Source organism: Nesterenkonia aethiopica (assembly GCF_039534665.1).
GTDB classification, from domain to species: domain Bacteria; phylum Actinomycetota; class Actinomycetes; order Actinomycetales; family Micrococcaceae; genus Nesterenkonia; species Nesterenkonia aethiopica.
Map to the genome: position 1 here is coordinate 289,374 of NZ_BAAAVT010000001.1, position 17,379 is coordinate 306,752.

Below are 17,379 nucleotides of genomic sequence, written 5' to 3' on the forward strand. Positions count from 1 at the left end.
CTGGTCGGGCCGCGGGGAGCAGGCATGGCAGAATGGATGCTGAGCTGAAGTGACCGAGAGAGGACTCTGATGACCACCACGCAGCAGCGGACCGTGCGCGATGTCGAGCAGCAGCCGGCCGTCGGCGAGCAGCCGGATGACGCCTTCATCCACTATGACCACATCGGTCACGGGTCGACCCCTGCCGCCTGGACGCTGAGCCTGACGCTGATCGTCGGCTCGATCATCGCCGGCATCGGCTTCGTCGCCGAGATCTGGGTCTTGGCCTACATCGGTGCGGCCTGTGTTCCGCTCGCCCTGATCCTGGGCTACGCCCTGAAGAAGGCGGGTCTCGGCGTCGAGATGGACAGCTCGTCGGTGCTGAAGCACGGCGAGGACCCTCGGCGCCACCAGGGGCCCGCCGTGCCGGACAACACCTCCGGCAAGGGCGAGCGCATCCCCGACGCCTCCACCAACTGAGCCGCCGGTGAACACCGAGACACCCGCCTCCGCCGCCGGAACCGGCACGGTGCTGGACGGCATCATCGCCGGCGTCCGTGAGGATCTGCAGGCCCGTCGCGCCGAGGTTCCGCTGGCCGAGCTCCGCGCCCGCGTCGCTGACGTCCCGCTGGCCCTCGACGGGCTGGCCGCGCTGCGCGGCGGCCGTGACGACGCCGCAGGAGTCCGCATCATCTCCGAGGTGAAGCGGTCCTCGCCGTCGAAGGGCTCCCTGGCCGAGATCCCCGATCCCGCGGAGTTGGCCCGGGCCTACCAGGCCGGCGGAGCCTCCGCCGTGAGCGTTCTGACGGAGCGTCGCCGATTCGCCGGATCGCTAGCGGATCTGGACGCCGTCCGTGCCGCCGTCGACCTTCCCGTCCTGCGCAAGGACTTCATGGTCGACGAGTATCAGTTCCTCGAGGCCCGCGCCCATGGCGCGGACCTGGTCCTGCTCATCGTGGCCGCCCTCGACGACACTCGGCTCCGGGACTTCCTCGCGCTGACCCATGAGCTGGGGATGGAGGCGCTCGTAGAGGCCCATACGGAGGAGGAGATCTCCCGCGCCGTCGACGTGGGCGCCCGCATCGTTGGTGTCAACGTGCGCAATCTGAAGACCCTCGACGTCGACGTGGCGCACTACGGCACCATGGCCCGCCATCTTCCCGATGACGTCGTCCGTATCGCGGAGTCCGGCGTGGACGGTCCGGACGTGGTCGCCGACTACGCCTCTCGGGGTGCGGATGCGGTGCTCGTGGGGGAGGCGCTGGTCCGCGACGGGGACCCTGCCGCCGCCCTGGGCCGCTTCCGAGCAGCCAGCCGCTCCTGACTCCGGCTCCCGGCACGGCGTCGCCGAGCGGCACGCACCATCACCTGAACAGGAGAACCCATGACTGCAGAGTCCGACTCCGCGAGCTACCGCGACGCCGCCGGCCCCTATTTCGGCCCCTACGGCGGCCGATGGATGCCCGAGTCCCTGGTCGCTGCGCTCGACGAGGTGGAGAGGACCTTCCTCGAGGCACGCGAGGATGAGGAGTTCATCGCGGAGTTCGAGCGGCTCTGCCGGGACTACACCGGTCGTCCCTCGCTGCTGGCCGAGGTCCCGCGGTTCGCCGCCGAGCAGGGTGCGGCCCGTGTGTTCCTCAAGCGGGAGGACCTCAATCACACCGGCTCCCACAAGATCAACAACGTCCTCGGGCAGGCGCTGCTGGCGCGCCGGATGGGCAAGACCCGGCTGATCGCCGAGACCGGGGCAGGCCAGCACGGGGTCGCCACGGCGACGGCGGCGGCGCTGATGGGCATGGAGTGCGTGGTCTACATGGGTGCCGAGGACACTCGGCGTCAGGCGTTGAACGTGGCCCGCATGCGGCTGCTGGGTGCCGAGGTCGTCCCCGTCGAACATGGCGCTCAGACCCTCAAGGACGCGATCAACGAGGCGCTGCGCGACTGGGTCGCCACGGTGGAGAACACCCACTACCTGTTGGGCACCGTGGCCGGTCCGCACCCGTTCCCGGCCATGGTCCGCTGGTTCCATCAGGTCATCGGCGAGGAGGCCCGGCAGCAGATCCTGCAGCAGACGGGGCGTCTGCCTGACGCCGTCTGCGCCTGCGTCGGGGGAGGGTCCAACGCGATGGGCATCTTCCACGGCTTCCTCGACGACGCCGATGTCGCCCTGTACGGCTTCGAAGCCGGGGGCGACGGTGTGGACACGGGTCGGCACGCGGCGGCCATCACGCTGGGCCGTTCCGGAGTGCTCCACGGTGCACGCTCCTACCTCATGCAGGACGAGGATGGGCAGACCGTGGACTCGCACTCCATCTCCGCAGGACTGGACTACCCGTCCGTGGGCCCGGAGCACGCCCACCTGGCCGACGTGGGCCGGGCCGTCTACGAGCCGGTCACCGACGCCGAGTGCATGACCGCCTTCGAGGCGCTCTGTCGCACCGAGGGGATCATCCCGGCCATCGAGTCGGCCCACGCCCTGGCGGGGGCGGCCCGGCTCTCGGCGCGTTGGACGGAGGATGACGCCGAGGCCGCGGCGCACCGCATCATCATCGTCAACCTCTCCGGGCGCGGCGACAAGGACGTGGCCACCGCCGCCGAATGGTTCCGCCTGCTGCCGGGCCAGGAGGCCGAGGGTGCTGACGGGGAGACCGACGACCATGCCGGCCGCGCGCCGGAGACGGGAGTGCAGGCATGAGCGTGCAGACCAGCCGCGGGGCAGCTGCTCCGTCGAAGACGGCGACGGCCATCGAGGCCGCCCGTGCCGCAGGACGTTCGGCCTTCGTGGGCTACCTGCCGGCCGGCTACCCGGACCGTGAGACCTCGATCACCGCGGCGATCGAGCTGGCCCGTAACGGGGCCGAGGTCATCGAGATCGGCATCCCGTACTCGGACCCGGTCATGGACGGGCCCGTGATCCAGCAGGCCACCACCCAGGTGCTCCGGCGCGGGTTCCGCATCGACGAGGTCTTCGAGATCGTCCGAGCAGTCACCGAAGCCACCGACGCCGCCGTGCTGGTGATGACCTACTACAACCTCATCGATCGCATGGGAGCCGAGGAGTTCGCCCGCCGTCTGGCCGAGGCCGGGGGAGCAGGGGCCATCACGCCGGATCTGATCCCGGACGAGGCCGAGGACTGGATCGCCGCGACCGACGCGTACGGTCTGGACCGCGTGTTCCTCTCCGCGCCCACCTCATCTGCGGAGCGTGTCGCCAAGATCGTGGAGGCCTCCCGCGGATTCGTCTACGGCGTGTCCTTGATGGGTGTCACCGGAGCTCGCTCGGAGGTCTCGGACGCCGCGGAACGAGTCGTCCGAGCCGCCCATGAGGCCGGGGCGGAGCGGGTCTGCGTCGGACTCGGCGTCTCCACCCGGGCACATGTGGAGGAGATCGGTCGCTACGCCGACGGAGTCATCGTCGGCACTGCGCTGGTGGCCGCTCTGCGCGACGGTGGCCCAGCGGCGGTCGGCCGGCTCGCCGGCGAGCTCTCCGGCCGCCCAGCACCGGCCTGAGGCGGGCGCCTCGCCCGTCTGCGGGGCGCGCCCGACGAGTCAGCCTGGTCGCCATGATCAGCCTGACCGCTTAGACTGCACCCGGCTGTCCCGCCACCTCAGGGGCGGTCCAGCCCCACCACCGAGAGGACGACGCGTCAATGACTTCCACTGCAGCGGCGGCCGCGACCGACGGCGACCTGCTGGCGGGATTCCCCGCACCGCCCTCCAGCGGACTCGACCTGGGTCCGCTGACCCTGAACTTCTACGCGCTGTGTATCGTCGCAGGCATCGTCGTGGCGATCCTGCTGACCTCCAAGCTGTGGAAGTCGAGGGGCGGCAGCTCCGAGAACGTCATGGACGCCACCCTGTGGGCGGTGCTGCTGGGCATCGTCGGTGGACGGCTCTACCACGTCTTCTCCTCTCCTGACGCCTACTTCGGTCCGAACTTCGACGGCTCCGGCGATCTCTCGCTGATCCCGCAGATCTGGCGCGGAGGACTCGGCATCTGGGGCGCCATCCTGCTGGGCGCGGTGGGCGTCTGGTTCGCCTGCCGTCGCTACGGCATGAAGTTCGGCGCCTTCGCCGACGCCGTGGTGCCGGGGGTGCTGCTGGCCCAGGCCATCGGGCGCTGGGGCAACTGGTTCAACCAGGAGCTCTACGGCGGACCCACGAACCTGCCCTGGGGGCTCACCGTCGAGCTGGAGCACCGGGTGCCGCAGGTCTCGCACATGAGCGAGTCCACCCTGTTCCACCCGACGTTCCTCTACGAGAGCGTCTGGAACCTGCTGGGTGTGGCCCTCCTGCTGGTCCTCTACCGGCGCTTCCAGGTCAAACAGGGGCTGCTCGCCTGGACCTATGTGGCCTACTACACCTTGGGCCGCTTCTGGATCGAGAGCCTGCGCATCGACGAGCTCGACAAGTCCACCCAGTTCATCAACATCTTCGGGCTGGACTGGCGTCTGAACATGTGGGCCTCCGTGCTCACCTTCCTCGTCGCCGTCGTGATGCTCTACGTGCTGTGGTCCAAGCGGCCTCGCACCGCAGAGCAGCTGGCTGAGGAGCAGGAGGTCTTCCGCGCGGGGCATGGTCCTCGCGCTGAGGGGACCGACGCGGGCGAGGCGGAGCTGGATGAAGCAGAGACTGCGCTGGACGAGGTCGAAGCCGACGAGTCTGAGCTGGACGAAGCCGAAGCCGACGAGTCTGACGAGTCTGACGAGCAGGATGCTGCCGAGCCGGCCGACGCGGAGGACGAGTCCTCCGTGATTCCGGATGCTGAGACACCTGTGGCGGAGGACGGGCCCGATCCTCGGGAGGACTCTCGCAGAGAGAGCTGAACCACTCGGAGGGCCGCCGGCAAGGTCCAGATCTTGAGATGCGATTTGCTTCCGGGGTGCCTGCACGCGGAAGATTGATCTGATCAGCCTGAGACTCAGGCAACACTGGTGTGCCCGTCGACTCGCACCCGTTGGCGACGGGCACCCGATGCTGGCGTCGGCCCATGCCGGAGCGCGCACCCCGCGCTCGGCCTGCGCGCCGCGACGCATGAGACGCATATCGAGGGCCCCCGACCGTCCACCACGCACGACGGCGGCGGTGCGGTCCGTCGGGTCGACCTGCGTCACTCCAGCTCATAAGGGGTCGATGATGTCCCCTCCCATGGAACGTCCGTATGCGGAGGAAGGAACACCGTCATGTCCACAAAGGGATTGTCGGCTACGCACAGCTCGGCTCCCGCCGACGTCGCGCCGGGTGCCGACGACGGCGTCGTCAGCCCGTTCGTGCGGTTCTCCGCGTACCCGGAGAAGGCGGGGCTCTACAGCCCCGAGAACGAGCACGAGAACTGCGGGATGGCCGCCATCGCCACGCTGCGCGGTGAGCCCGGTCACGACATCGTCGACCACGCCCTGGTCGCTCTGCGCAACCTCGAGCACCGCGGTGCCGTCGGCAGTGACGTGGGTACCGGCGACGGTGCAGGCCTGCTCACTCAGGTGCCGGACGAATTCTTCCGGGCGGTGGTCGACTTCGAGCTCCCCTCCGCGGGCGAGTACGCAGTCGGCACGGCCTTCCTGCCCCAGTCCGAGTCCGAGCGGGAGCAGATGTGCGCCTCGTTGGAAGATCTGGCGGCGGAGCAGGGGCTGACGGTCATCGGCTGGCGTGAGGTCCCCATCGACGATTCGATGATCGGGACCCTGGCCCGGGAATCGATGCCGCACTTCCGGCAGCTGTTCGTCGCGCTGGCCGAGGAGGACTCTGAGGAGTTCCGCTTCTCCGCCTCCGGAACCCTGGACCAGCGCGCCTGGCGGCTGCGCAAGCGCGGCCAGAACCGGCTGGGCGTCTACTTCCCGTCGCTGTCGTCGAAGACGATCACCTACAAGGGCATGCTCACCACGGCGCAGCTCGAGCCCTTCTTCCCGGACCTCTCCGACGAGCGCTTCAAGACCACCTTGGGCATCGTTCACTCGCGGTTCTCCACCAACACCTTCCCCTCGTGGCCCCTCGCGCAGCCGCTGCGCAATATCGCCCACAACGGGGAGATCAACACCGTCAAGGGCAACCGGAACTGGATGCGTGCCCGCCAGTCCATGATGGCCGGAGAGCTGCTCGGCGAGGACCCCGAGTACCTCTTCCCGATCTGCACGCCGGGGGCCTCCGACTCCACGTCCTTCGACGAGGCCGCTGAGCTGCTGATGCTCTCGGGCCGTCCGCTGGCCCAGGCCATGCGCATGATGGTTCCTGAGGCGTGGGAGAACCACGAGTCCATGGACCCGGACCTGCGGGCCTTCTACCGGTACCACTCCATGCTGATGGAGGCCTGGGACGGTCCGGCGGCCATCGCCTTCACCGACGGTCAGCAGGTCGGCGCGGTCCTGGACCGCAACGGACTGCGCCCGGCGCGCTACTGGGTGACCGACGACGGGCTCGTGGTGATGTCTTCGGAGGTCGGCGTCGTCGACCTCGATCCTTCCACGATCGTGCGCAAGGGGCGTGTGGCTCCCGGCATGATGTTCCTCCTCGACACGGTCGAGGGGCGCATCATCGAGGACGAGGAGATCAAGTCCGGCTTCGCCTCCTCCCAGCCCTGGCAGGAATGGGTCGAGGAGAACCTCATCGAGTTGGAGGACCTCCCGGAGCGGCTGCACGTGCGCCACCCCACCGAGTCGGTCCGCCTGCGTCAACAGACCTTCGGGTACACGCATGAGGAGCTGCGCATCCTGGTCGGTCCCATGGCCTCAACCGGCGCGGAGCCTATCGGTGCCATGGGTACGGACACGCCGATCGCCGTCCTCGCGGACCGACCTCGGCTGCTGTTCGACTACTTCGTGCAGAACTTCGCCCAGGTGACCAACCCGCCGCTGGACGCGATCCGCGAGGAGCTGGTGACCTCCTTGGGGCTGCACATCGGCCCCAACGGCAACGTGCTGACCACGGAGAAGGTCACGGCCAAGCAGGTCGCCCTGGACTTCCCCGTCATCGACAACGACCAGCTCGCCAAGATCGCGAACATCCGCAGCGACGAGGGTCAGAAGATCGCCATGAAGGTGCGCGGTCTCTACCGGGTGGGCAGCTCGGAGGAGGAGTTCCGCCAGCGCATCCGTGACCTGTGCGAGCAGGTCTCCGCGGCGGTCAACCGCGGAGTGGGCTACATCGTGGTCTCCGACCGCGACTCCAATGCCCAGTGGGCCCCGATCCCCTCGCTGCTGCTGCTCTCGGCGATCCACCATCACCTGCTCAAGTCCGCCAACCGGACCCGTGCCTCGCTCATCGTGGAGGCCGGCGACGTCCGCGAGGTCCACCATGTGGCCTGCCTGATCGGCTACGGTGCGGCCGCGGTCAACCCGTATCTCGCCATGGAGTCCGCCGAGGACATGGTCCGGCGCGGGGAGATCACCGGGGTCACCGAGTCCCAGGCGGTGCACAACCTGCTCACCGCCCTCGGCAAGGGCGTGCTGAAGATCATGTCCAAGATGGGCATCTCCACGGTCGCCTCCTACTGCGGGGCGCAGACCTTCGAAGCGATCGGTCTGGCGCAGAACGTCGTGGACCAGTACTTCTCCGGCACCCACTCGCCGATGGGCGGGGTCGGTCTGGACGTCATCTCTGCGGAGGCCCTGGCCCGTCACGCCAAGGCCTACCCGCAGGACGGCAACGACCTCGGGCGCGGTGACGAGCTGGAGATCGGGGGAGAGTACCAGTGGCGGCGCGAAGGTCCGCCGCACCTGTTCAACCCCGAGACGGTCTTCAAGCTGCAGCATTCCACGAAGTCGCGTCGCTATGACATCTTCAAGCAGTACACCAAGGCGGTGGACGACCAGTCCCAGGCGCTGATGACCCTGCGCGGTCTCATCCGCTTCACCAGCGGCCGCGCCCCGATCCCGGTCTCCGAGGTCGAGCCGGTCAGTGAGATCGTCAAGCGGTTCAACACCGGGGCGATGAGCTACGGCTCCATCTCCCAGGAGGCTCACGAGACGCTGGCGATCGCCATGAACCGTCTCAAGGCACGGTCCAACACCGGTGAGGGCGGCGAGCACCCGGCCCGCCTGGTGGATCCGGAGCGGCGCAGCGCGATCAAGCAGATCGCCTCCGGCCGGTTCGGCGTCACCAGCCAGTACCTGACCCACGCTGATGACCTGCAGATCAAGATGGCCCAGGGCGCGAAGCCCGGTGAGGGCGGCCAGCTCATGGGGAAGAAGGTCTACCCGTGGGTCGCCGAGACCCGGCACTCCACCCCGGGGGTCTCGCTGGTCTCGCCGCCGCCGCACCATGACATCTACTCGATCGAGGACCTCGCCCAGCTGATCTACGACCTCAAGCGCTCGAACACGGGTGCGCGGGTCCATGTGAAGCTCGTGGCGCTCAACGGTGTAGGCACTGTGGCAGCCGGCGTGACCAAGGCCAAGGCCGACGTCGTGCTGATCTCCGGTCACGACGGCGGCACCGGTGCCTCTCCGCTGAACTCGCTCAAGCACGCCGGGGCGCCCTGGGAGCTCGGCCTGGCCGAGGCTCAGCAGACGCTGATGCTCAACGGTCTGCGCGAGCGCGTCACCGTGCAGGTGGACGGACAGCTCAAGACCGGGCGCGACGTCGTGATCGCCGCGCTGCTGGGTGCCGAGGAGTATGGCTTCGCGACCGCCCCGCTGGTGGTCTCCGGCTGCATCATGATGCGTGTCTGCCACCTGGACACCTGCCCGGTGGGTGTGGCCACGCAGAACCCGGTGCTGCGTGAGCGGTACACGGGCAAGGCGGACCACGTGGTGAACTTCTTCGAGTTCGTGGCTCAGGAGGTGCGTGAGTATCTCGCCGAGCTGGGCTTCCGGAGCCTCGACGAGGCGATCGGGCACATCGACGCCCTGGACCTCGACGACGCCAAGCGCCACTGGAAGACGGAAGGGCTGAACCTCGACGCAGTGCTGGGCGGCTACGACCCCGAGGACCCGGCCGTGCAGGCCATGCTGCGCCGCACCGGCGGGCAGGACCACGAGCTGGAGAAGCACTTCGACGTCGCGCTGATCGAGCAGGCTCAGCCGGCGATCCGCCATGGCCAGCATGTGCGCCTGGAGCGCAAGATCATCAACACCGACCGCTCGGTGGGCACCATGCTGGGACACGAGGTCACCAAGGCGTTGGGGCTGAGGACCCTGGACCAGGACACCATCGAGGTGGACCTCGTGGGCGAGGCCGGCCAGTCCCTGGGAGCGTTCCTGCCGCACGGCATCACGCTGCGGCTCTCGGGTGACGCCAACGACTACGTCGGCAAGGGGCTGTCGGGCGGGCGCGTCGTCGTCCACCCGGACCCCTCGGCGCCGCTCCAGGCGGAGACCAACGTCATCGCCGGCAATGTGATCGGCTACGGCGCCACCTCCGGCGAACTGTTCCTCCGCGGGCAGGTCGGGGAACGGTTCCTGGTGCGCAACTCGGGGGCGACGGCCGTCGTGGAAGGCATCGGTGATCACGGCTGCGAGTACATGACCGGCGGTCAGGCACTGATCCTGGGCCCGACCGGACGCAACTTCGGCGCCGGCATGTCCGGAGGCACGGCCTTCGTGCTCGACTTCGACGAGCACCGCATGAACACCCAGGCCCGCTCCGCCGGCGACCTGCTGCTCCTGCCGCCGGACGAGGAGGACCAGCAGATCATCCTCGACCTGCTCCGCCGACACCTGGAGGAGACCGGGTCGACCGTCGCCGAACGGCTCCTGGCCGACCCGGCGGGCGCCTTCGGCCGTATCACGAAGGTGCTGCCCCGCAACTACGACGCCGTGCTTCGTGCCCGTTCCACCGCCCTGGACGAGGGGCTGGATCCGAACGGGGACGAGACCTGGCAGAAGATCCTGGAGGTGACCCGTGGCTGACCCGCGCGGATTCCTGAAGCACCGTGAGCGGCAGGACCGGCCCTCACGCCCCGTGCCCGTGCGCATCATGGACTTCAAGGAGGTCTACGAGCGTCAGCAGAAGGGTGCGGTGCAGACGCAGGCGAGCCGCTGCATGGACTGCGGCATCCCGTTCTGCCACACCGGTTGCCCGTTGGGGAACCTGATCCCGGAGTGGAACGACCTCATCTGGCGGGACCAGATGGAGGAGGCCTCCTCGCGGCTGCACATGACGAACAACTTCCCGGAGTTCACCGGTCGCATCTGCCCGGCTCCGTGTGAGACGTCCTGTGTGCTGGGGATCAACCAGCCCGCGGTGACCATCAAACAGTCCGAGGTCTCCATCGCCGATGAGGCGATCGCCAACGGCTGGGTGGAGCCGGTGCTGCCGCAGCGGCTGACCGGCAAGACCGTGGCCGTGGTGGGCTCAGGACCGGCCGGTCTGGCGGCGGCCCAGCAGCTGACCCGAGCCGGTCACACCGTCGCCGTCTATGAGCGGGACGACCGTCTCGGTGGCCTGCTGCGCTATGGCATTCCGGACTTCAAGATGGAGAAGCACCACATCGACTTCCGCATCGACCAGATGGAGGCCGAGGGGACCCGCTTCTACACCTCCACCGCGATCGGTGAGGACATCACCTGGGACTCGCTGCGCGAGAGCTATGACGCCGTGGTGGTGGCCACCGGCGCCATGGTGCCTCGCGATCTGCCCATCCCGGGCCGTGGTCTGGACGGGGTGCACTTCGCGATGGAGTATCTGGTCCAGTCCAACAAGGCTCTTGCCGGAGACGACGTCCCCGAGCAGATCCACGCCGAGGGCAAGCACGTGATCGTGCTCGGCGGCGGCGACACCGGCGCCGACTGCATCGGCACCGCGCATCGCCACGGTGCGGCCTCGGTGACCACGCTGGCGATCGGCACGCAGCCGCCCGAGTCGAGGGCCGCCCACGAGCCGTGGCCCATGGACCCGAAGGTCTTCGAGGTCACCTCGGCCGACGAGGAGGGCGGGGAGCGTCGCTACTTGGCCTCCACCGTGGAGTTCCTCGGGGACGAGAACGGCCACGTGCGTGCGCTGCGCGTCGCAGAGACCCAGTACAACGACGACGGCTCCCGTACGCCGATGCCCGGTACCGAGCGCGAGATCCCCGCGGATCTGGTGCTGCTGGCCCTGGGCTTCACCGGGGCGGAGCAGGAGACGCTGTCCGGTCAGGGATCGGTGGAGTTCGACCGGCGCGGCAATGTCCAGCGTTCGGAGGACTACATGACCTCGGCCGAGGGCGTCTTCGCGGTCGGCGACGCCGGCCGCGGGGCCTCTCTGGTGGTCTGGGCCATCGCGGAGGGCCGGGCGGCCGCCAAGGAGGTGGACGAGTACCTCGAAGGGTCCTCCCGCCTCCCGGCGCCGGTGAAGCCGTCGGATCGGGCGATCTCGCTGAGCGGGTGAGCCCCGAGCCTGAGTGAGATAGGCTCTGTCATGTCGGCGCCCGGAATTCGGTGCGCCCTCCAGCTGGCCCAACGTCGTGCCAGGGGATCAGAAGATCGAACCGTCCTATACGACAAGGGTGAGGCATGAGACACGCGAAGATCGTCGCCACCTTCGGCCCGGCGACCGCCGGCTATGAGAAGACGCGCCAGCTCATCGAGGCAGGTGTCGACGTCGCACGGGTGAACATGAGCCACGGCGACTACACCGTCCATGAGGAGACGTACCGGACCGTCCGCGAGGTGTCCAAAGACCTGCGCCAGGCGGTGGCCATCTTCGCGGACCTCCAGGGCCCCAAGATCCGACTGGGTCGCTTCGTCGAGGGCGAGCATGAGCTTGCTGAGGGTGACAGATTCACGATCACGATCGACGACGTCGAGGGCATCAAGGAGCGCTGCTCCACCACGTTCAAGGGACTGCCCGGCGACGTCAACGTCGGCGACACGCTGCTCATCGACGACGGCAAGGTCGCCCTGCGAGCAGTCGAGGTGACGGACACCGATGTGGTGACCGAGGTCGTCGTGCCCGGCAAGGTGTCCAACAACAAGGGCATCAACCTGCCCGGTGTGGCCGTCTCCGTCCCCGCCTTGAGCGAGAAGGACGAGGAGGATCTGCGGTGGGCCCTGCGCATGGGCTTCGACATGATCGCGCTGTCCTTCGTCCGGGATGCGGCCGACATCGAGTCCGTGCACCGCATCATGGACGAGGAGGGCCGGCGTGTGCCGGTCATCGCCAAAGTCGAGAAGCCGCAGGCGGTGGACGCCCTCCAGGACGTCGTCGACGCCTTCGACGCGATCATGGTGGCCCGCGGGGACCTCGGCGTGGAACTTCCGCTGGAGGAGGTCCCGGTGGTGCAGAAGCGCGCCATCGAGCTGGCTCGGCGCTGGGCCAAGCCGGTCATCGTGGCCACCCAGGTCCTGGAGTCCATGATCGACAACCCCCGCCCCACCCGGGCGGAGGCCTCCGACTGCGCCAACGCGGTGCTCGACGGCGCCGACGCGGTCATGCTCTCCGGTGAGACTTCCGTGGGCAAGTACCCGGTCAAGACGGTGGAGACCATGGCCGCGATCATCGAGGCGACCGAGAGCAAGGGCCTGGGACGCATCCCCCCGCTGGGCTCGACTCCGCGGACCCGCGGCGGGGCAGTGACCCGCGCGGCGGCCGAGATGGCCGAGCAGCTGGGAGTGAAGTACCTCGCCACGTTCACACGGTCCGGCGACTCTGCTCGCCGGCTCTCACGTCTGCGCCGGGAGCAGCCGATCTTCGCCTTCACGCATGTGGAGCACACGCACAACATCATGTGCCTCAGCTGGGGCGTGCAGCCCCGGTGGGTGGAGTTCGCGTCCCACACGGACAAGATGACCGCCCAGGTGGACAAGCTCCTGTTGGAAGAGGGCATCGCCCAGCCGGACGAGCTGGTCATCATCGCGGCCGGTTCGCCCCCCGGGCAGGCCGGGACCACCAACATGGTCAAGGTGCACCGCATCGGCGACATCCCGGAGGCCGCGGACATCGATTCCTTGCGCCGCGGCGACGCGCCGCCGAACCGCGAGCCGGTCGGCCCGTGGCCGGCCCGGAGCGCAGACAGCGCGCTCTGAGCCGAGCATGTCGGGGCCGCTGGGCCTGAGCCGCGCCGGTGATCCCGCTGGGGTTGATCCTGCTGGACCCCGATGAACGGAGCCCCGTGACGTCACGATGTCACGGGGCTCCGTCATGTCTGCGACGTCGCCGACGTCGTCCGGATGCGGCAGGCGGCGGGCAGAGGGAGGGTCAGCCGGGGTACTGCGGGGCCATGGCGAGGAATGCCCACCCCGCGACGCCTCCGAGCAGGCTGCCGGAGATCACCTCCAGGGCGCTGTGCCGCCTGAGGGTGAGACGGGACCAGCACACCAGCAGCCAACCGGCTGCGCCCAGCACCCACCAGCCCGCCCCGGGCAGCCCCGCGGGGATGACGAGTCCGGCCAGAGCCGCGAGCACGGCATGGACGCTGATCTTCAGCCTGGTGTTCACGGCCATGACGATCAGCAGCGTGAGGATCCCGACCGCGGCCGCGAGACGCACGTCGGAGGTGGTCGGCAGGAACAGGAGCAGGGCCATGCCGAGGAGCATGGAGCCCAGCGCCAGGGCGTAGACCAGGTGCCGCTGGTCCCGGTGCCGCACGTGGAGGTCGGTAGCGGCCCCCCGCCGCACCAGCATCAGGGTGATCGTCCAGGGCAGGACGGCCAGGAACGCCACCGAGATCGAAGAGGACCACCACCAGGTGGGATCGGTGGCCACCGCGACGTGGACCAGCAGCACGGCGATGAGGGGAGACGGGCTCAGGAGCTCGGTCAGGACCTGAGCGAGACGGAGTCGGGCTCGGCGTCGCATGGGGCACGATTCTACGGTGCGGGATCACCTGGTGGTGTCTTCGGACGGCGGCAGGGCTGTGGCCCACGAGATCCACCCGTCCCGGGCCAGATGGCGTTCAGCCGCCCGGCGGCCCTCGTCACGGGAGGCCTGCACGATCTCGGCCAGCCAGGAGTCGAAGGCCGCGGCGTAGGCGCGGCGTACGGACGCGACATCTTGGCCGGGTCGCGGTCTGTGGTGCTGGAGGCAGCCCTCCGTGAACAGGGTGCGGACCTCCTCGGTCGGCATGGGTCGGGACGGTCGCACAGGTCTCACCCCCCTCAGCCCTCCGCCGCGGTGCCGGGCGGACTCTGAGACTAGGGCGGACCGCTGACAATCGTTCGCGGCGCTCCGCGCACTGTGCCGCTGGGGAGAGCGGCGGGCCGGGGGCCCTTGAGACGAGCGGCGGACGGTGACTAGCGTCGGTGCCGGGGCGAAGACGGCAGCAGAACCGACCAGGAGGTCTCACCCATGTCACGGATCACGGAGCTCATCCAGAGCCATCCGAACACCACCGACGGAGTGGACGTGCAGGCGCTCTCGGAGTGCATCGTCGCCTGCCTGGAATGTGCACAGGCCTGCACGGCCTGCGCCGACGCCTGTCTCGGGGAGGAGGACGTGGCACACCTGGCCGGGTGCATCCGCACCGACCTGGACTGCGCCGACATCTGCGCGGCGACCGCGTCGATCCTCAGTCGGCGCACCGGGGGAGGGCTGACCATGGTCCGGGCCGTGCTGGAAGCGTGCCGGACGGCCTGCGCCCAGTGTGCGGCGGACTGCGAGGCCCATGCTCAGATGCATGAGCACTGCCGCCTCTGTGCGGAGGCGTGCCGGCGTTGTGAGCAGGCGTGCGCTGATCTCCTGGCGGTCATCGGGTGAGCCCATCGGGCCGGCGCGGAGCAGGGACACCGGTGGCGGACCAGTGCCGGACGCGTGCCAGGGACGAGCCGTCGCGGGGTGCGGCAGCCGCCATCGTGACGGCAGGACCCCGAGAAGCATGCGGAGGCCGCCGGCATCTGGGAGCCTGAGAGGGTGATCGCACAGGTTCTGCCTGCGCCGCGGAGGTGCATCCAGCCGACGGTCAGTGCGGCACCGGGCTTCGCTCAGGAGCGGGCCGTAGGCTGGTTCTGCCTCATCAAGGTGCGAGTGATTCGGACCCCCGGGCCTGGCCGTCGCAGCGTCCCCCTCACGCTGGCCAGACCCGGGGGTCTTCTCACGTCCTGAGGCCACGGGGTCCGCAGGGAGCGGGTCGGCATGTCACGTCAGGACGTTGCCGATGGTCAGGTGCCGGACTGTCTCAGCAGCCTCGCCGGCCACGACTGCTCCGCTGGGGCGGTGGAGGTGGTGACCGCCGGTCGGCCTGCGGTGCGCACTCTCGTGCGGGGAGACGGATGCAGCGACCATGCAGACGACGGCTCCCAGGGCGCTGAACGGTGCGTCGCCATCAGCCGAGGCCACCAGCGCCGATACCGTCGGTTCAGCCGGGGGAACCCTCTGTCGGCCCGGGGCGCTCCGAGGGGATGGTCACGGTTCGGCATCCGCGATCACCGCACCTGTTCGCCGAGCATGGAGAAGCGTACATTCGAAGCATGTGGACACTCATCGTGGTATTGCTGATCGCTTGGGCGGTGTTGGCCATCGTGGGGTTCGTGTTTGAGGGCCTCATGTGGCTGGCAGCCGTCGGCATCGTTCTCTTCGTCGGCACGTTGGTCGTCGGTTTCATCCGCCAGCGGGCTGGACGGGCGAACCCAGCCGTCTGAACTGGACCCGCGCGAGTCGTGGGGCCGACGTTCACCGCCTCGGTGTCGTTGCGCCCTGTTCCGTCTGCGGCCCAGGGCCTCTCGCCCACCATGGGCGGTCGGTCCGCGTCATTCCGGTGCTCGAAGGGGTGCGGGAATGACGTGTGAGAGGTCTGTGACGCCTGCATCCCCGGAACCATGCTGATTCTGTCCGTGTCTGTGGGTGAATGAGACCGCCGTCCGAGGGGGTCCGTCCGTGACGCGGACAAGCATCTAGCCTTCAGCCAGCGGGGCGCAGGGTTCTTCTCAGGGGTGGATCATAGACTGGCTCTGCCTCATCAAGGTGCGAGTGATTCGGACCCCCGGGCCTGGCCGATTCAGCGTCCCCCTCACGCCGGCCAGCTCCGGGGGTCTTCTCATGTCCGGCCGGATCACTCGGCGGACAGGGCATCCAGGTGGGCGTGGACGTCGTGGTGGACGACCAGGTGCCGCTCCTCGACCAGGACACCGCACGCGGGGCACTGTTGGGCGTGCCATCTCATGGGTCGGTCGCAACCCACTCGCCGAGCTGGTCCGGAAACCGTGGTTGCTGGTGGGCGTCTCGAGCTCGGGGTCGATGGTGGAGTGCCAGGTGAGGTGATCGAGCCGGCGTTACCAGCCGATGAGCGCACCGCAGCACCGGCAGGGGCGGAGATCGGGCATGGCCCCAGGGTAGTGGCCGGTACTGTCTCGGGGCCGGGATAGCCTCAATGGGTTGGAAGGAAGGTACCCATGAGCACCACGTACGAAGTCGACGCCCGCCGCTGGTCAGGCGGCTGGGAGCTCCACATCGTCGATGTGGGCGTCACTCAGTGCCGCACCCTCGACCAGGCCGAGGACCAGGTCCGTGACTACCTCGAGACCCTCACTGACGAGGACTGCTCCGACGCGGTGGTGGAGATCGTGGCCAGGGACGAGCGCTGACCGGGCTGGCTCCCGGTGGGGTGGGTTACTATCCGATCATGATCATCCGATACCTCATCATGAAGGTCGGCCGCTTCCTCCTGCGGCTCGTGCGCCGACGCTTCGGCAAGCAGCCCACAGCTTCGCAGCCCGGGCACCGCCGAAGGCGGCGGAGGTGACCCAAGAGACAGTCGCAGGAGCGCCCACTGTCACGTCGTCCAGGCACGAGTTGCTGACCTTGCCCAGGGCTTCCCATGCGGTGTTCACCTTCTCGCTGACGCTGTGGGTCGGAAGGTCTTGGAGATGGGGCAGGGTCACCTTCACCCACCGCTCGACAGCCTCGGGGGAGAGGTAGACCGGATCCTTCTCCGGGGTGGTGATCTTCGGTGTCAGACCCTTGGCCGGGTGGATGCCGATGGCGCCGACGTCGACCTGCCGTGCCAGGGCAGCGGACAGCAGACAGCAGACTGGGGAGGTTCTTCTGCGTCTTGTCAGCCATCGGCTGGGTGCCTCTGACGGGCGTGAGCGAGTCGAGCCAGGCGGTGACCGCGCCCTCGGTGCTCCTGTCCACCGGCATGGCGTCCAGGGCGCACCGGGTGACGTGGTGCCGATGGCGCGCCGGTAGTCCGCACGGGCGGCGCCGTCGATGTCGCGCAGCCGGTCCACGTGGTGCTCACGCGCTTCGGTGACCGTACTCCACCGTGGAGGAGGGGCGGCCGTTCTTCTTGTGCCGGGTGCGGATCGGCCATAGGGTGGCGCGTACGGCGCAGCACTGACTCTTCGCCCACAAATCGGGGCCTCTCGCCCACAATGGGCGCTCGACCCGCGTCGTTCCGATGCCCGAAGCGGTGTCCAGTCTCAGAACATAGTTGACACTCTCTGGCGCGGGGTCCCGGTAGTGATAGTTGACACCTGTCTCGCGACATCGTTGACACCAGTGCAGGCCTCGACGCCGAGGGCAGCGGCGTTGCCACGAGCATGGGCAAGCACA

13 protein-coding genes are annotated in these 17,379 nt (G+C 68.8%); 11 read left to right on the plus strand and 2 right to left on the minus strand.

Annotation, left to right across the window (positions count from 1 at the left end):
- The first annotated feature begins 69 nt into the window (after positions 1-69).
- The 8 genes from ABD658_RS01280 to pyk all read left to right on the plus strand — a co-directional run bounded on the left by ABD658_RS01280 (position 70) and on the right by pyk (position 12,917).
- Positions 70-459 carry an HGxxPAAW family protein gene (locus tag ABD658_RS01280; RefSeq protein WP_311023962.1) on the plus strand — a complete coding sequence of 130 codons (390 nt, stop codon included), beginning with the start codon at positions 70-72 and terminating at the stop codon, positions 457-459.
- Positions 460-466: 7 nt separating this feature from the next.
- Positions 467-1,303 (plus strand): indole-3-glycerol phosphate synthase TrpC, encoded by an 837-nt coding sequence (gene trpC, locus ABD658_RS01285; protein WP_344683396.1) that lies wholly within the window; start codon positions 467-469, stop codon positions 1,301-1,303.
- Between the two features lie 60 nt (positions 1,304-1,363).
- On the plus strand, positions 1,364-2,674 hold the full coding sequence (gene trpB / locus ABD658_RS01290; protein WP_344683394.1) for a tryptophan synthase subunit beta: 1,311 nt from the start codon (positions 1,364-1,366) through the stop codon (positions 2,672-2,674).
- Positions 2,671-3,489 carry a tryptophan synthase subunit alpha gene (gene trpA / locus ABD658_RS01295; protein WP_344683392.1) on the plus strand — a complete coding sequence of 273 codons (819 nt, stop codon included), beginning with the start codon at positions 2,671-2,673 and terminating at the stop codon, positions 3,487-3,489. The genes trpB and trpA overlap by 4 nt, the downstream gene beginning before the upstream one ends.
- Before the next feature lie 140 nt (positions 3,490-3,629).
- Positions 3,630-4,805, plus strand: coding sequence for a prolipoprotein diacylglyceryl transferase (gene lgt / locus ABD658_RS01300; RefSeq protein ID WP_085437542.1), 1,176 nt, complete (start codon positions 3,630-3,632; stop codon positions 4,803-4,805).
- 357 nt (positions 4,806-5,162) lie between these two features.
- Entirely contained in the window at positions 5,163-9,821 is a 4,659-nt protein-coding gene (gene gltB, locus ABD658_RS01305; protein ID WP_344683389.1) for a glutamate synthase large subunit, read from the plus strand.
- Positions 9,814-11,280, plus strand: a complete 1,467-nt coding sequence (locus ABD658_RS01310; protein WP_311023972.1) for a glutamate synthase subunit beta — start codon at positions 9,814-9,816, stop codon at positions 11,278-11,280. The genes gltB and ABD658_RS01310 overlap by 8 nt, the downstream gene beginning before the upstream one ends.
- A gap of 125 nt (positions 11,281-11,405) precedes the next feature.
- Entirely contained in the window at positions 11,406-12,917 is a 1,512-nt protein-coding gene (gene pyk, locus ABD658_RS01315) for a pyruvate kinase (RefSeq protein ID WP_344683385.1), read from the plus strand.
- A 172-nt stretch (positions 12,918-13,089) separates the two neighbouring features.
- Here pyk and ABD658_RS01320 read toward each other — a convergent pair whose 3' ends face one another.
- Positions 13,090-13,689, minus strand: a complete 600-nt coding sequence (locus ABD658_RS01320) for a phosphatase PAP2 family protein (protein ID WP_344683383.1) — start codon at positions 13,687-13,689, stop codon at positions 13,090-13,092.
- Positions 13,690-13,713: 24 nt separating this feature from the next.
- Positions 13,714-13,956 carry a hypothetical protein gene (locus ABD658_RS01325; protein ID WP_344683382.1) on the minus strand — a complete coding sequence of 81 codons (243 nt, stop codon included), beginning with the start codon at positions 13,954-13,956 and terminating at the stop codon, positions 13,714-13,716.
- 222 nt (positions 13,957-14,178) lie between these two features.
- Here ABD658_RS01325 and ABD658_RS01330 point away from each other — a divergent pair, with 222 nt between their 5' ends.
- The 3 genes from ABD658_RS01330 to ABD658_RS01340 all read left to right on the plus strand — a co-directional run bounded on the left by ABD658_RS01330 (position 14,179) and on the right by ABD658_RS01340 (position 16,409).
- Positions 14,179-14,586: a four-helix bundle copper-binding protein gene (locus tag ABD658_RS01330; RefSeq protein WP_344683381.1), complete on the plus strand. Its 408-nt coding sequence runs from the start codon at positions 14,179-14,181 to the stop codon at positions 14,584-14,586.
- 710 nt (positions 14,587-15,296) lie between these two features.
- Entirely contained in the window at positions 15,297-15,467 is a 171-nt protein-coding gene (locus tag ABD658_RS01335; protein WP_344683380.1) for a hypothetical protein, read from the plus strand.
- A 750-nt stretch (positions 15,468-16,217) separates the two neighbouring features.
- Positions 16,218-16,409, plus strand: coding sequence for a hypothetical protein (locus tag ABD658_RS01340; protein WP_344683379.1), 192 nt, complete (start codon positions 16,218-16,220; stop codon positions 16,407-16,409).
- Positions 16,410-17,379: the final 970 nt, after the last annotated feature.

Coding starts and splice junctions, on each gene's coding strand:
- lgt (WP_085437542.1), top strand. CDS start 3,630: ATGACTTCCACTGCAGCGGCGGCCGCGACCGACGGCGACCTGCTGGCG.
- ABD658_RS01335 (WP_344683380.1), top strand. CDS start 15,297: ATGTGGACACTCATCGTGGTATTGCTGATCGCTTGGGCGGTGTTGGCC.
- ABD658_RS01340 (WP_344683379.1), top strand. CDS start 16,218: ATGAGCACCACGTACGAAGTCGACGCCCGCCGCTGGTCAGGCGGCTGG.
- ABD658_RS01280 (WP_311023962.1), top strand. CDS start 70: ATGACCACCACGCAGCAGCGGACCGTGCGCGATGTCGAGCAGCAGCCG.
- trpB (WP_344683394.1), top strand. CDS start 1,364: ATGACTGCAGAGTCCGACTCCGCGAGCTACCGCGACGCCGCCGGCCCC.
- ABD658_RS01320 (WP_344683383.1), bottom strand. CDS start 13,689: ATGCGACGCCGAGCCCGACTCCGTCTCGCTCAGGTCCTGACCGAGCTC.
- ABD658_RS01330 (WP_344683381.1), top strand. CDS start 14,179: ATGTCACGGATCACGGAGCTCATCCAGAGCCATCCGAACACCACCGAC.
- gltB (WP_344683389.1), top strand. CDS start 5,163: ATGTCCACAAAGGGATTGTCGGCTACGCACAGCTCGGCTCCCGCCGAC.
- trpA (WP_344683392.1), top strand. CDS start 2,671: ATGAGCGTGCAGACCAGCCGCGGGGCAGCTGCTCCGTCGAAGACGGCG.
- ABD658_RS01325 (WP_344683382.1), bottom strand. CDS start 13,956: ATGCCGACCGAGGAGGTCCGCACCCTGTTCACGGAGGGCTGCCTCCAG.
- pyk (WP_344683385.1), top strand. CDS start 11,406: ATGAGACACGCGAAGATCGTCGCCACCTTCGGCCCGGCGACCGCCGGC.